This window comes from Candidatus Methylomirabilota bacterium, from assembly GCA_036001065.1.
In the GTDB taxonomy this organism is placed as follows: domain Bacteria; phylum Methylomirabilota; class Methylomirabilia; order Rokubacteriales; family CSP1-6; genus MNEF01.
In genome coordinates this window covers 1-13,401 of record DASYUQ010000015.1, presented here as the reverse complement: position 1 = coordinate 13,401, position 13,401 = coordinate 1, and the positions used below count along the sequence as shown (strand labels likewise).

12 protein-coding genes are annotated in these 13,401 nt (G+C 70.7%); 8 read left to right on the top strand and 4 right to left on the bottom strand.

Annotated elements, in window-relative coordinates; all coding sequences use genetic code 11:
* Positions 1 to 4: 4 nt before the first annotated feature.
* The 4 genes from VGV13_01415 to VGV13_01400 are packed head-to-tail and all read right to left on the bottom strand — an operon-like array spanning position 5 to position 4,956.
* On the bottom strand, positions 5 to 1,714 hold the full coding sequence (locus VGV13_01415; GenBank protein HEV8639742.1) for an iron ABC transporter permease: 1,710 nt from the start codon (positions 1,712 to 1,714) through the stop codon (positions 5 to 7).
* A 22-nt stretch (positions 1,715 to 1,736) separates the two neighbouring features.
* Positions 1,737 to 2,765 (bottom strand): extracellular solute-binding protein, encoded by a 1,029-nt coding sequence (locus tag VGV13_01410; protein HEV8639741.1) that lies wholly within the window; start codon positions 2,763 to 2,765, stop codon positions 1,737 to 1,739.
* A gap of 2 nt (positions 2,766 to 2,767) precedes the next feature.
* Positions 2,768 to 4,174, bottom strand: a complete 1,407-nt coding sequence (locus VGV13_01405; GenBank protein HEV8639740.1) for an MmgE/PrpD family protein — start codon at positions 4,172 to 4,174, stop codon at positions 2,768 to 2,770.
* Positions 4,171 to 4,956, bottom strand: a complete 786-nt coding sequence (locus VGV13_01400) for an inositol monophosphatase family protein (GenBank protein HEV8639739.1) — start codon at positions 4,954 to 4,956, stop codon at positions 4,171 to 4,173. Before VGV13_01400 ends, VGV13_01405 begins: the two co-directional genes overlap by 4 nt.
* A gap of 68 nt (positions 4,957 to 5,024) precedes the next feature.
* Here VGV13_01400 and VGV13_01395 point away from each other — a divergent pair, with 68 nt between their 5' ends.
* The 8 genes from VGV13_01395 to VGV13_01360 all read left to right on the top strand — a co-directional run bounded on the left by VGV13_01395 (position 5,025) and on the right by VGV13_01360 (position 13,366).
* Positions 5,025 to 6,026 (top strand): 2-dehydropantoate 2-reductase, encoded by a 1,002-nt coding sequence (locus tag VGV13_01395; GenBank protein ID HEV8639738.1) that lies wholly within the window; start codon positions 5,025 to 5,027, stop codon positions 6,024 to 6,026.
* Positions 6,027 to 6,124: 98 nt separating this feature from the next.
* The gene (locus VGV13_01390; protein ID HEV8639737.1) at positions 6,125 to 7,864 is read left to right on the top strand and encodes an ABC transporter ATP-binding protein; all 1,740 of its coding nucleotides are present in this window, start codon (positions 6,125 to 6,127) and stop codon (positions 7,862 to 7,864) included.
* A complete protein-coding gene (locus VGV13_01385) occupies positions 7,857 to 9,641 on the top strand; it encodes an ABC transporter ATP-binding protein (GenBank protein ID HEV8639736.1) in 1,785 nt (594 codons plus the stop codon). The genes VGV13_01390 and VGV13_01385 overlap by 8 nt, the downstream gene beginning before the upstream one ends.
* 5 nt (positions 9,642 to 9,646) lie before the next feature.
* On the top strand, positions 9,647 to 9,946 hold the full coding sequence (locus VGV13_01380; protein ID HEV8639735.1) for an MGMT family protein: 300 nt from the start codon (positions 9,647 to 9,649) through the stop codon (positions 9,944 to 9,946).
* A 22-nt stretch (positions 9,947 to 9,968) separates the two neighbouring features.
* On the top strand, positions 9,969 to 11,000 hold the full coding sequence (locus VGV13_01375; protein ID HEV8639734.1) for an LLM class F420-dependent oxidoreductase: 1,032 nt from the start codon (positions 9,969 to 9,971) through the stop codon (positions 10,998 to 11,000).
* 99 nt (positions 11,001 to 11,099) lie between these two features.
* Positions 11,100 to 11,861 carry an SDR family oxidoreductase gene (locus VGV13_01370; protein HEV8639733.1) on the top strand — a complete coding sequence of 254 codons (762 nt, stop codon included), beginning with the start codon at positions 11,100 to 11,102 and terminating at the stop codon, positions 11,859 to 11,861.
* A gap of 87 nt (positions 11,862 to 11,948) precedes the next feature.
* Positions 11,949 to 12,890: a hypothetical protein gene (locus VGV13_01365; GenBank protein HEV8639732.1), complete on the top strand. Its 942-nt coding sequence runs from the start codon at positions 11,949 to 11,951 to the stop codon at positions 12,888 to 12,890.
* Entirely contained in the window at positions 12,887 to 13,366 is a 480-nt protein-coding gene (locus VGV13_01360; GenBank protein HEV8639731.1) for a redoxin domain-containing protein, read from the top strand. The genes VGV13_01365 and VGV13_01360 overlap by 4 nt, the downstream gene beginning before the upstream one ends.
* Positions 13,367 to 13,401 lie beyond the last annotated feature (35 nt).

Below are 13,401 nucleotides of genomic sequence, written 5' to 3'. Positions count from 1 at the left end.
GGCCTTACTCCTTCGCCCCCATGAAGTCGCGCCCCAGCACCCGCTGCATCAGCACCACCGTGGCGAAGGTCATGGCCAGCATGAAGAGGCCCAGGACGGCGATCGGCCCGAACTGGCCCTCTTCCTTGAGGTCGAAGATCACGACCGAGATCACCTTGGTCGCGGGCGTGAACAAGATGATCGAGGCCGAGAGCTCGCGGATCACCCCGATGAAGATGAAGCACCAGGTGGCGATGATCCCGCTGCGGGCCAGGGGCGCCGTGATCTCGCCGAGCACGCGCAGACGGCCGGCCCCGAGGATGCGGCCGGCCTCCTCGAGCTCCGGATGGACGCCCTTGAACGTCGCGTCGGCCTGCGAGTACCCGACGGGCATCTCCTTGGTGACATAGGCGACGAAGAGGATCCAGAGCGTGCCGTAGAGGAGGAGTGGCGGCCGCGTGTAGGCGATGAAGAGGCCGACGGCCAGGACGACGCCGGGGATGACGATGGGCGCCAGGGCCAGGAAGGCCAGGATCTGATGCCCGACGATCAGCCGGCGGTTGGTGACGTAGGCCAGCAGCGCCGCCAGCCCGGCGCCCACCGTCGCCGTCATCACGCCGAGCTCGAGCGTGTTGAGCACCGCCGACTGCGTGGCGCTGTACTCGAAGAAGGTGAAGGTGAAGTTCGCCAGCGTGAGGTTGTCCCAGGTGAGCGGCTGGGCCCAGGCGCGCGAGAGCGCCGCCTTGGCCAGGACCCCGTAGGGCAGGAAGATCGCGCAGGCCAGCAGGGCCAGGCACCCCCCGAGCGCCGGGTAGCGCCAGAAGCCGAGAGGAATAGCCCGACGCCGGCCGCCCTTGCCGCCGATCGACGCGTAGCCGCGCCGCCCCAGCAAGCGCTTCTGGACCTGCAGCAGGAGCGCGGTGGCCAGGAGCAGGGGAATGGAGAACGCCGCCGCCATCTCCACCTTGGGCGGGTAGTGGAAGAAGGACCAGATCTGCGTGGTGATGGTGTGGAAGCCGGCGGGGAGCGCGAGGATGGCGGGCGAGCCGAACAGGGCCAGGGCCTGCAGCACGGCGAGGATGAACCCGCTGAGGATCGCCGGCGCCACCATCGGCAGCGTCACCGTGGCGGCCACCCGGAGCCGGCCGGCGCCGAGGATGGCGGCCGCCTCCTCGAGATCCGAGGCGATCAGCGCGAGCGTGTTGGCGACCATGATGTAGACGTAGGGAAAGGTGTAGATGGCTACGACGAAGATGAGGCCCGGCATGGTGAAGATGTTGACGAGGGCGCCGTCGGCGCCGCTGAGATCCCGGTAGAGCCTGTTGAGCAGCCCGGCGTTGGGGCCGGCCAGCATCACCCAGGCGAAGGCGCCCAGGAAGGGCGGCGTCACGAAGGACGCCATGATGAGCCCGCGGATCAGCGTCTTGCCGGGCAGGTCGGTGCGCGCCGTGAGCCAGGCCAGCGGCGCCCCGATGGCGACGGACGCCAGGCCCACCCAGAACGCCATCACGACGGTGTTCCAGAGCGCCTTCTGCAGCTGCGGGTCCCGGAAGACCGTGGCGTAGTGGGCGAGCGTGGGCCCGTCCTCGCTGCTGACGCTCACCCAGCCGATCCAACCGAGCGGGAGCGCCATCAACACCACGAGGGTCAGGGCGGCGGCCACCCAGACCGGGACCGAGCGGTCCAGGCCCGGAATGCGCGGCCCCGAACGCTCCGCGACGTGGCCCCTGATCACCGTTCCCTCCGGGTCCATTCCGTCAGGCGCCGAAGAACTCCACGAAGCGCTTCTTGATCTCCTCATTGCGCTTCTCCAGCTCCTCGGGATCGACCTGGAGCAGCTTGAGCTCGCCCAGCTTCGGCTTGTCGGCGGGGTACTTCACCTCGGGATGCCCGGTGTAGAGGCCCTCGCTGTCGGCCATGACCTGCTGGACGTCCTTCGTGAAGGTGAAGTCGGTGAAGAGCTTGGCCGCGTTCGGATGCGGGGCGAAGACGGTGATGGCAGTCGGCGAGACGACGAGCGGCACGCCGTCCTTGGGGTACACGATCTCGATCGGGCTGCCCTTCTTCTTCAGCTGATACGCGCTGTAGTCGCCGCCGTTCACGGCCACCGGGCGCTCGCCGGAGGCCACCACGGCGGACGGGTCGGCGGCCGACTGCACGATCATGGCCCGGTTCTGAGCGAGCTGCTTGAAGTAGTCCCAACCGTAGTGGTTCGCGAGCGCCAGCACGTGGGTGGCGATGACGCCGCTGTAGCCGGGATGGGCCGTGACCAGCTTGCCCTTCCACTTGGCGTCGAGCAGCTCCTTCCAGCTCTTGGGGGCCTCCGCCGCCGACACGATCTTGGTGTTGTAGGCGATGACGTTGACCGTGGCGCGCAGGCCGTAGTAGTAGCCATCGCGGTCCTTGAAGCTCGCCGGGAACTTGTCGACGCCCGCCGGCGTGTAGTGCATCAGGAGCTTCTTTTCCTTGAGGAGCACGAAGTGGCCGGCGTCCGAGGTGTGGACGACGTCCGCGTTCTTGATGTTGGCCTGGAGCTCCTGCATGAGCTTCTGCAAGATGCGCTGCGAGCCGGTGCGGTGGACCTCCACCTTGATCGCCGGGTAGGCCGCCTCGAACAGTTTGGCGACCTTCTCGGCGCTGGGGAGGACCAGCGAGGTGTACCAGACCACCTTGCCTTCCTTCTTGGCGGCCTCCAGGCGCACATCCTGGGCCGGGGCCGGCGCGGCCCCGCTCAGGAAGGCCAGCACACCGAGAACTGTCATCGCGAGACGCCAACGCTGTGCCATGTTCAATCCTCTCGTCGGAGTAAAGCCGCCAGCCCCTCCAGCCGCGGCGCTCGCGGCAGCCGCTCGACTTCACGGATCACCCGCTCGATGCGCTCGGCCGACAGGACCAGGGCGGCGTTGCCGCGGAATTTCGCCTCTAGCTCGTCGCGCGTCAAGGGAAAATCGGGGCCTCCACGCGGATGCTCCTGGCGGGCCTCCACCACGCGGCCGTCGGCGAGGCGCACCAGGACGTGACCGGAAAACTGACGGGGGTAATCGATCGTAGGGTCCACCTCGTAGCCGACCTTCTCCGCCACCCGCAGCACGCTGCCGTCGCCGACCGCCTCGTCGGTGAAACAGGCCAACCCGGCCTCCCCCCTGACCAGCATCGTCGCCACCAGGTAGGGGAGGCTGAACTTGGCCGCGTAGCCGTTCGCCGGGCGGCGCTTGGCGGCCAGGGGCTCCCAGAGACGGGGCACGGGGCCCGCCGCCGTCCGGCAGCGGATCTCGACGATCTCTTCGGCCCGGACGCGGTGCTCCTGCCGAAGCCGGAGGGCGCAGTCCATGTACGGATGGGCGATGGAGCCACAGGGATAGGGCTTGAAGGTGAGCCGTTCGATCTCCCACTCCTGGCCGAGGCTCCCGAGCAAGCCCTCGAGCCGAGCGGTATCGCAACCGTCGGCGAACGCGCGGTAGAAGCCGTGCTCGCCTTCCAGCACCCGCGCGGGACCGCTGAACCCGTGGCGGGCGAGGACAGTGGCCACGACGCCCGCGTGGGCCGCCCAGCCCGGGTGGAGCCGCTTCGTCCAGGCGCCGTCGGCCAGGTACTCGATGATGCCGCCCGCCTGGCTGCCGCAGATGCCGAGGGCGTCGACGAGCTGGTCCTCGGTCAGCCCGTACAGCCGGGCGGCCGCGGCCGCCGCGGCGAAGCCGCCCGTCAGCGCCGTGGGATGGAAGTGGCGCGCGTGAAATTTTCCGGGGACGGCGAGCCCCACGCGGCACATCACCTCGACGGCCGCCACGATCGCCTCGACGACGGCGGCGCCGGAGGCCGCGACGGCCTCGCCCACGGCGAGGGCGGTGGGCACCGCGACGCATCCGGTGTGGACGATCGCGTCCTCCCGGGTGTCGTCGAAGTCGAGGCCGTGGGCCAGCGTGCCGTTGGCGAGGACGGCGCTGGCCGCGCCGACTCTCTCCTTGGCGCCCACCAGCGTGCTCTCCGGCCCGCCGCCGAGTCGGAGCGCCGTCTCCGTCACCGCCCGGCCGAACTCCATGGTGGAGGCGGCGAGGCAGCCGCCCAGCGTGTCGAGGACGAGGACCGTGGCGCGTTCGACGGCGGCCGGAGGAATCTCGTCGAGCCGCAGGCCGAGCGCGAAGCGGGCCAGGCGCCGAGAGGCCGATCGTTCGCCCATGCCGAGCCCCGCGGTCATTTCCTGATCTCCTTGAGCACGCTCAGCATGGCGTCGTGGATGCGCCCGTTGCTGGCGACGATGGCCGGCGCGTCCAGATCGAGGCGGTCACCCCGGAGATCGGTGACGCGCCCGCCCGCCTCCTCGACGAGCAGCGCCCCGGCCGCGACGTCCCAGGGGCCTACCTGCAGCTCCCAGTAGCCGTCGAAGCGCCCCGCCGCCACCCAGGCCAGATAGAGGACCGCGGAGCCCAGGCGGCGGACGGCGCGGGCGCGAAGGCTGAAGGCGGCGTACTCGGCGAGGTTGGTGTCGGCCGTCTCGCGGATGTTGTACGGGAAGCCGGTCGCCAGCAGGCTCTCCCCGAGGCCCGCCGTGGTCGACACGGCCAGCCGCTCGTCGCCGAGGAACGCGCCGCCACCGCGCTCGGCCACGAAGAGCTCGTCGTGGTTCGGATCGTAGACGACGCCCAGCGCGATCCGCCGGTCGACCTCCAGCGCGATGGAGACCGCGAAGAGGGGGACGCCGTGGGCGTAGTTGGTGGTGCCGTCGAGCGGGTCGACGATCCACCGGCGCCCCGATTGCCCCGGCCGCGCGCCGCCTTCCTCGGCGAGAATCGCGTCGGCGGCGAACGCGGCGTGGATGCGCTCGGTGATGAGGGCCTCCGCGCGCGCGTCCATTTCGGTCACGAGGTTGGTCGGTGTGCCCTTGTACGAAATTCGCCGCGACCCGGACAGCTCGTTCAGCAGCAGGTGGCCGGCCGTGCGCGCGGCCTCGATCGCCACGCGCCGCTCGAGGAACGTCATGATCCAGCAGGCACTCTACCACATGCTCGCTTGACAACCAACGGAGCGTCCCGGAGCATGAAGAACCTGTGAGCGCGCTGCGTATCGTCGTCATGGGCTCGGGCGGTGTGGGCGGCTACTTCGGCGCGCGCCTGGCGCGCGCGGGCGGGGCCGTCACCTTCGTCGCCCGCGGCGCCCATCTCGACGCGATCCGTCGCTCCGGTCTTCGCATCCGCTCGGCGATCGAGGGCGAGTACGCGGTCAAGGCGGAGGCGGTGGAGCGGCTGGACGGCCGTCCGGTCGCCGACGTCGCGCTGCTCTGCGTGAAATCGTTCGACACCGAATCCGCGCTGGCAGCGCTGCAGCCCGTCGTCGGCCCGGGCACGGCCGTGCTGTCGCTCCAGAATGGCGTGGACAACGTGGAGAAGATCGACGCGCGGCTGGGCCCCGGCCACGGCCTCGGCGGCGCCGCGTACGTCTTCGCCGCGATCGAGGCGCCCGGCGTCATCGCCCATCGCTTCGCCGGCCGCATCGTGTTCGGAGAGCTCGACGGTCGCCTCACGCCGCGCTGCGAGCGGCTGCGGGAGGCCTTGGCCCAGGCCGGCATCCCCGTCGAGCTGTCGACGGAGATCCGGCGGGTGCTGTGGGAGAAGTACCTCTTCATCTGCGCGCAGGCGGCGGTCACGGCGCTGACGCGCTGCCCGACCGGCGTGGTGCGCGCCATCCCGGAGACCTGGCGACTCTATCGAACGGTCCTGGAGGAGCTGGCGGCGGTGGCCGCGGCCGCCGGCGTCAAGCTCCCGGCCGATACCGTGGAGAGCCTCATGAAGGCGGCGGCAGCGCTGGCACCGGACACGACTTCCTCGCTGGCCCACGACCTGAGCCAGGGCAGACGGCTCGAGCTAGAAGGGCTGCACGGCCACGCCGTCCGCCTGGCCGAGCGGCTGGGCGTGCCGGCGCCGACCGTGCTGGCCGTCTACGCCGCGCTCAAGCCCCACGCCGAGGGTAGTGCGCAGCCGCAGGGCGCCGGCGGGCTGGGCCCCGCCCGCCCGAGGCGAGCCGACGAAGCTAGTGCCGTTCCAACTTGTTGATACTAAATCTGTCCACGAACGACGTACACGGTGCCTTCCGAGGCGCGAATAGTTGGAACGGCACTAGGAGTGCGCACCCGCCCGCGGAGCGATAGCGCATGCGGGTGTCGTCGCCGGCGCGCGCCCTCACGCGCTACATCGTCCGCTATCGGCTCCGGTACGCGGCCGGCATCGCGTGTCTGGGCGCTGCGACCCTCCTGAGCCTGGCCATTCCCCGGACCGTCCAGCGCGCGGTCGAGGCGCTGGAAGCCGACGCGGCCGGCGCGCCGGTCGGCGCCTACGTCGGCATCATCCTCCTCCTGGCCCTGGGCAACGGCGTGGCCCGCCTGGGCTCGCGCTTCGCGATCATGGCCAGCGCCCAGCGGGTGGAGTACGACGTCCGCAACGATCTCTACCGCAGCCTCCTGCGCTTCCCGCCGGCCTTCTTCGCGCGCCATTCGATCGGCGACCTCATGACCCGCTCGTCCAGCGACATCAGCGCCGTGCGCGTGCTGGTGGGCTTCGGCGCCGTGAGCTTCATCAGCACCGTGTTCGCGTTCGTGGGAGCGCTGGGCGCGATGATCGCGGTCGACCCCTGGCTCACGCTCTACGCCCTGGCGCCGTATCCGGTGCTGGTGGCGCTGGCCCGCGGGGCCAATGTCACCGTCCACGAGCGCACCCAGGCCGCCCAGGACCAGCTCGGCGTCCTCTCCGCGCGCGTGCAGGAGCACCTGGCGGCGATGAGCGTCGTCCGGGCCTACACGATGGAGGCGCAGGCCGCCGCCGAGTTCGACCGGGCCAACGGCGAGTATCTCCGGCGGAGCCTGGCACTGGGGCGGACTCTCTCCCAGTTCGTCCCGCTCACCGGCCTCATCACGGGGCTGGGCGCCCTCATCGTCCTCTGGCTCGGCGGCCGGGCGGTGATGGACGGGCGCCTCACCCTCGGAGCGCTCGTCGCCTTCAACGGCTACCTGGCCTATCTGGCCTGGCCCACGCTGGCACTGGGATTCACGCTCTCGATCGTCCGCCGAGGTCTCACCTCCATGGAGCGCATCCAGGAGATCGTGGCAACCGCCCCGGCCCCCGAGCCCCACGCGACGCCCCTGGGCGGGACGCCGGCCATCCGGTTTTCGAACGTGACCTTCGCCTACGAGGATCGGCCGCCCGCGCTGAGAGCGGTGAGCTTCGAGGTTGAGCCCGGCGAGACCGTCGCCGTGGTCGGCCACACGGGCAGCGGCAAGTCCACGCTCGGCGCGCTGCTGGCGCGGCTGTGGGAGCCGCCCGCCGGCACGGTGTTCGTCGCCAGGCGCGACGTCGTCGACATGCCTCTCGGCACCCTGCGCGGCGCCCTCGGCTACGTGCCGCAGGAGGCCTTCCTCTTCTCGCGCTCCATCACCGACAACGTGACGCTGGGGCGGGAGACGATCGCGCCCGACGTCGTGCGCGCGGCTGCCGCGGTCGCTGGCGTCGGCGACGAGGTCGAGCGCTTTCCCGCGGGGTGGGAGACCGTCGTCGGCGAGCGGGGCCTCACGCTCTCGGGCGGTCAGCGTCAGCGGCTGGCCCTCGCGCGGGCGCTGGCGGGGGCTCCGGCGATCCTCGTCCTCGACGACGTCTTCGCCAGCGTCGACGCCGCCAAGGAGGAGGAGATCGTCGAGAACCTCCGGCGCGCGGCCCGGGGGCGCACGGTGCTCCTCATGACCCACCGGCTCCGGGCCGCGCGGGCGGCCGATCGCGTCGTGGTGCTGGCGGAGGGCCGCGTCGCCGAGACGGGCACGCACGACGAGCTCCTCAGGCGGGGCGGCCTCTACGCCCAGCTCTGGCGCATCCAGCAGCTCGAGGAGGAGATCGCTCGTGCCTGACCTCGAGCACGACGAGATCCTCGGGCGCGCCTTCGACCGCCACCTGGTGGCGCGCCTGGCGCGGGTCGCCCGGCCCCACGGGCGGCTGATCGCCTCCACGGCCCTCCTCTTCCCGCTGATCGCCTGCGTCGAGCTGCTGCAGCCCTATCTCCTGAAGATCGCCATCGACGATCACATTCTGGCCGCCGACTGGGGGGGCCTCACCGAGGTCGCCGCGCTCTTCCTGGGCGTCCTGGTGATGCTGAGCGCGCTGAGGGCGGCCGAGGCCTACCTGATGCAGCTCACCGGCCAGCGGGTGATGCACGACCTCCGGGCGATGCTCTTCCGCCACCTCCTGCGCCTGGAGGCGGCCTTCTTCGATCGCAACCCGGTCGGGCGGCTGATGACCCGCGTGCTCAACGACGTCGAGGCGGTGAGCGAGGCGTTCACCAGCGGGCTGTTCGCCGTGGTCGGGGACGTCATCACGCTGGCGGGTGTGGTGGCGGTCATGCTGTGGATGGACTGGCGGCTGGCGCTGGTGACCTTCTCGCTGGTGCCGGCCCTCGGCGCCATCGCCGGCTACTTCCGGATCCGCGCCCGCGACGCCTACCGCGAGGTCCGCCGGCGCCTGGCCAGGCTGAATGCCTTCCTGCAGGAGTCGCTCCAGGGCATGACGGTGATCCAGCTCTTCGCCCGCGAGGGGCACGAGTTCAGCGCCTTCCGCCGCCTTAACGCCGACTACCGGCGGGCCATGTTCGGCTCGACCGTGTGGGAAGCGTCCCTTTATGCGGCGGTGGAGGCGCTCGGCTCGGCGGCGCTGGCCCTGCTGCTCTGGTACGGCGCGGGCCAGATCGGGGCGGGAGCCCTGACGTTCGGCACGCTGGTCGCGTTCATCCAGTACACCAACCGCTTCTTCCTTCCCATCCGGGACCTGGGGGCGAAGTACACGGTCATGCAGTCGGCGATGGCCTCGTCCGAGCGGATCTTCGCGCTGCTCGATCGCGCCCCCGCCATCGCGGCGCCGGCGGTCGCCGGCCCGCGCACGGTACCACGGGGTCCATCGCCGGTCGCCTTCAAGACCGTCTGGTTCGCGTACGAGGACGAAGACTGGGTCCTCCGCGACTGCTCGTTCGAGGTGGCGCCGGGGGAGCACGTGGCGATCGTCGGCGCCACCGGCGAGGGCAAGAGCACCTGCGCCCGGCTCCTCAACCGCTCGTACGATGTCGGGCGCGGGCAGGTCCTGGTCGACGGCGTCGACGTAAGGGAATGGGACCTCCAGAGCCTCCGCCGCCACGTGGGAATCATTTTCCAGGACACCGTGCTCTTCACCGGGACCATCGAGGCCAACCTCCAGCTGGGCAGCGACGGCCGGGTGACCCGCGCCGATCTCGAGCGCGCGGTCGAGGTCGCCAACTGCCGCCGGGTGATCGACGGCCTGCCGCGCGGCTGGGCCGAGGAGCTTTCCGAGCGGGGGGCGAACCTCTCGCACGGGCAGCGCCAGCTGCTGGCCATCGCCCGGGCCCTCGTATACAATCCCGCCATCCTCGTCCTCGACGAGGCCACCTCGAGCGTGGATCCGGAGTCCGAGGCGCTGATCCGGCACGCCATGGCGCGGCTGGCGGAGGGCCGCACGACGATCACGATCGCTCACCGGCTGTCCACGGTGCAGAGCGCCAACCGCATCCTCGTCCTGCACCGCGGCCGCATTCACGAGGAGGGCCGTCACGCGGACCTGTTGCGCCTGGGCGGACTGTACGCGCGGCTGTGGGAGCTCGGGGTCAAGAGCCGTTCCGCCTGAGGTTCGTGCCGGCGGTGTGGCGGCTCGTGCGGCGCATCCCCCGCGGCCGCGTCGTCACCTACGGCCAACTCGCGGCGCTCCTGGACCGGCCCCGGGCGGCGCGGGCGGTCGGCCGGGCCCTGGGGGGCTGTCCGCCGGACCTGCCGTGGCATCGGGTGGTCAACGCGCGGGGCGGCATCAGTCCCCGCGCGCGGATGAGCAGCGTGCTGACCCAGCGGATCCGGCTCGAGGCGGAAGGCATCGCGCTCCCAGGCGGGCGCGTCCGCTTGCGGCAGTACCGGTGGCGTCCTGGCGACGGACGGTGACATCGTTCGACGGAAGGCGGTCATGAGGCTGGCGCTGCACCTGAGCTACTCGGGCCCGACGATGGCGCTCGACGTGGCCCAGATCCAGGAGGCGGAGCACCTGGGCTACGACTCCGTCTGGACGGCCGAGGCCTATGGCTCCGATGCGGTCACTCCGGCCGCCTGGATCGCCGCGCGCACCGAGCGCATCCACGTGGGCACCGCTATCATGCAGATCGCCGGGCGCACGCCGGCGATGGCGGCGATGACGGCGATGACGCTCGATGCGCTCGCGGGCGGACGGTTCCGGATGGGGCTGGGCGTGTCGGGGCCGCAGGTGGTCGAGGGCTGGCACGGGCAGCCCTTCGGCAAGCCGTTGGTCAAGACGCGCGAATACGTGGCGATCGTCCGCGCGGTCCTCCACCGCGAGAAGCCCGTCGAGTTCCGGGGCGAGTACTACCAGATCCCGTATGCGGGCCCCGGCGCCACCGGCCTGGGCAAGCCGCTCCGCTCGATCCTCCACGGGCGCCCGGCCATCCCCATCTATCTCGCCGCCATCGGGCCGAAGAACGTGGAGCTGGCCGCCGAGATCGCCGACGGTTGGATCCCCGTCTTCTTCTCGCCGCGACGCATGTCAATGTTCCGCCAGTGGCTCGACGCGGGCTTTCGGGCGGCGGGCGGGGATCGCGCGAAGTCCCCTGCGCGCTTCGACATCATGCCGTCGGTGGCCGTGGTCGTGGGCGAGCGGGTGGAGGAGTGCCGGGCTCCGGTGAAGGCGCGTCTGGCGCTCTACGTCGGCGGTATGGGGGCGCGTGGCAAGAACTTCTACAACGAGCTGGCCCGGCGCTACGGCTACGAGGAGGCGGCGCGGACGATCCAGGATCTGTACCTCGCCGGCCGTAAGGCCGAGGCCGAGGCGGCCGTGCCCGACGCACTGGTGGACGAAGTCGCGCTCTGCGGGCCGCGCGAGCTCATCCGCGAGCGCCTCGCTGAGTGGAAGTCGTCCGGCATCACCACGTTGATGGTCGCCGGCAACGCCGACGCGATCCGGCTCATGGCCGAACTGGTGCTCTAGTGCCGTTCCAACTTGTTGATACTAAATCTGTCCACGAACGACGTACACGGTGCCTTCCTAGGCGCGAATAGTTGGAACGGCACTAGCAGGGAGGGTGCGATGAAGCTCGAGAACCGGGTGGCGATCGTCACGGGCGCGGGTTCGGGCATCGGCGCCGCCTCGGCGCTGGCCCTGGCGGGCGAAGGCGCCCGAGTGGTGGCCGTGGACATCAACGAGGCCGCAGCCAAGGCCACGGTGGAGCAGATTGAGAAGCGCGGAGGCCGGGCGCTGGCCCTGCCGGCCGACGTCACCCGCGCGGCCGACAACCAACTGATGGTCGAGCGCGCGCTGGCGACCTTCGGCGGCCTCGACGTCTTCTTCGCCAACGCGGGCGTGCCCCAGTGGCCCACCCCGATCGAGGACCAGGACGAGGCGGCCTTCGATCGGATCTTCGCGGTGAACGTCAAGGGCGTGTGGCTGGGGGCCAAGTACGCGCTCGGTGTGATGAAACGGCAGAAGCGAGGGGTATTCCTGATCACGGCTTCCACCGCGGCCATCCGTCCGCGCCCCGGCGGCCAGACCTACGCGGCGTCCAAGGGTGCCGTGGTCGCGCTCACGAAGAGTCTGGCGCTGGAGGCCGCGCCGTACGGGGTGCGCGTGGTGGCCATCGCACCGGTGGCAACGGAAACCCCGATGCTGGCGACCTTCATGGGAAAGAAAGAGGTCGACGCCGACGGCCTGGCGCGCTACGTGGCCACGGTGCCTCTGGGGCGCCTGAACCAGCCCGAGGACACCGCGCGAACCGCCATCTTCCTGGCCTCCGACGACGCGGCGATGATCACGGGCACCTGTGTGGAAGTCGACGGCGGCCGGTGCATCTAGTGCCGTTCCAACTATTCGCGCCTAGGAAGGCACCGTGTACGTCGTTCGTGGACAGATTTAGTACCAACAAGTTGGAACGGCACTAGCATGAAGGTCATCCCGCTGGCGGCGGAGTCGCTCGGCGCCCGCTCGATGGCGACCTTCGTGGAGGCGGGGCGCACGGGGATCCTCATCGACCCGGGGGCCACGCTGGCGCCGTCGCGCTTCAACCTGCCGCCCGCCGAAGAGGAGTGGGAGGCCCTGCGCCGGGCCAACGATCGCATCTCGGCGTACGCGACTCGCGCCGACCTGATCTTCGTGAGCCACTACCACGAGGATCACTTCCGCTCCGATCCCTCGTCCTACGTGGGGCGCGCCGTGCTGGTGAAGGACCCGCGGCGGATGGTGCAGGGGCTTCAGGCCCGCCGGGCCGGGGAGCTCTCGCGGGCCCTGGCCGGCCAGGCCCGAGTCGAGCCGGCCGACGGCCAGGCGCGGCGCGAGGCCGACGTCACGCTGGAGGTGTCGCCGCCGCTGGCCCACGGCCTGGAGGGCACGTCGCTCGGCTACGTCGTCACCCTCACGATCGTCGACCGCGCCGAGCGCGAGCGCTTCGTCTTCGCCGCCGACGTGCAGGGACCGCTCTCACCGGTGGCCGCCGCCTATCTCACGCGTCAGCAGCCGACGCTGCTCTACCTCTCGGGACCGCCCTCCTATATGGAGCGGGAGGTCGGCGGCACGGTCATCGACCACGGCGTCGAGCACCTGCTCCGCATCATCGACGCCACCGGCTGCCGCGTCATCATGGACCACCACGCGCTCCGAGACCGACGGTGGAGAGAGCGCTTCGCGCGGCTGTGGGAGACGGGGCGCGTCACCACCGCGGCGGCCTACCTCGGCTTGCCCGAGGCGACGCTGGAGGAGCGACGGGCGCAGCTCTGGGCCGCCGCCCGCCGGCCCCCCGCCAAGGCGCCGACCGGACGTGCTATCATGACCCGCACATCACCGACACGCGCCGCCAGGCAATTCGCGAAAGGGGGATACGCCGAGTGAGTACGGTCAGCGAGACCAAGACGCTCAACGTGGGCGATCCGGCCCCCGACTTCACGCTGAAGACGATCGGGCTCAAGGAGATCGGCCTGCGAGAATTCCGCGGCAAGAAGAATGTCGTCCTGCTGTTCTACCCGCTGGACTGGACGCCAGGCTGAAGCACCTGCATGCCCGCCTTCGACAAGCGCGTTCGCGATTTCGAGGCGGCGAATACCCAGGTGCTGGGTATCAGCACGGACAGCCCCTTCAGCCACGAGAACTGGGCGAAGACGGTCGGCATCAGCAACTACCCGCTGCTGTCGGATGTGCAGCGGAGCGTCGCCAAGGATTACGGCGTCTACTGGCCGGACTGGAACGCCAACGTCCGGGCCACGTTCGTCATCGACCGCAATGGCAAGGTGCGCTTCACCGAGCGCTACGCCAAGGGCCAACTGCCCGATCCCGACAAGATCCTGGCCGAGGTGAAGAAACTCGCCTGAATCCTGGGAGGGGGGCTTCGCCCCCCTTCCCAACC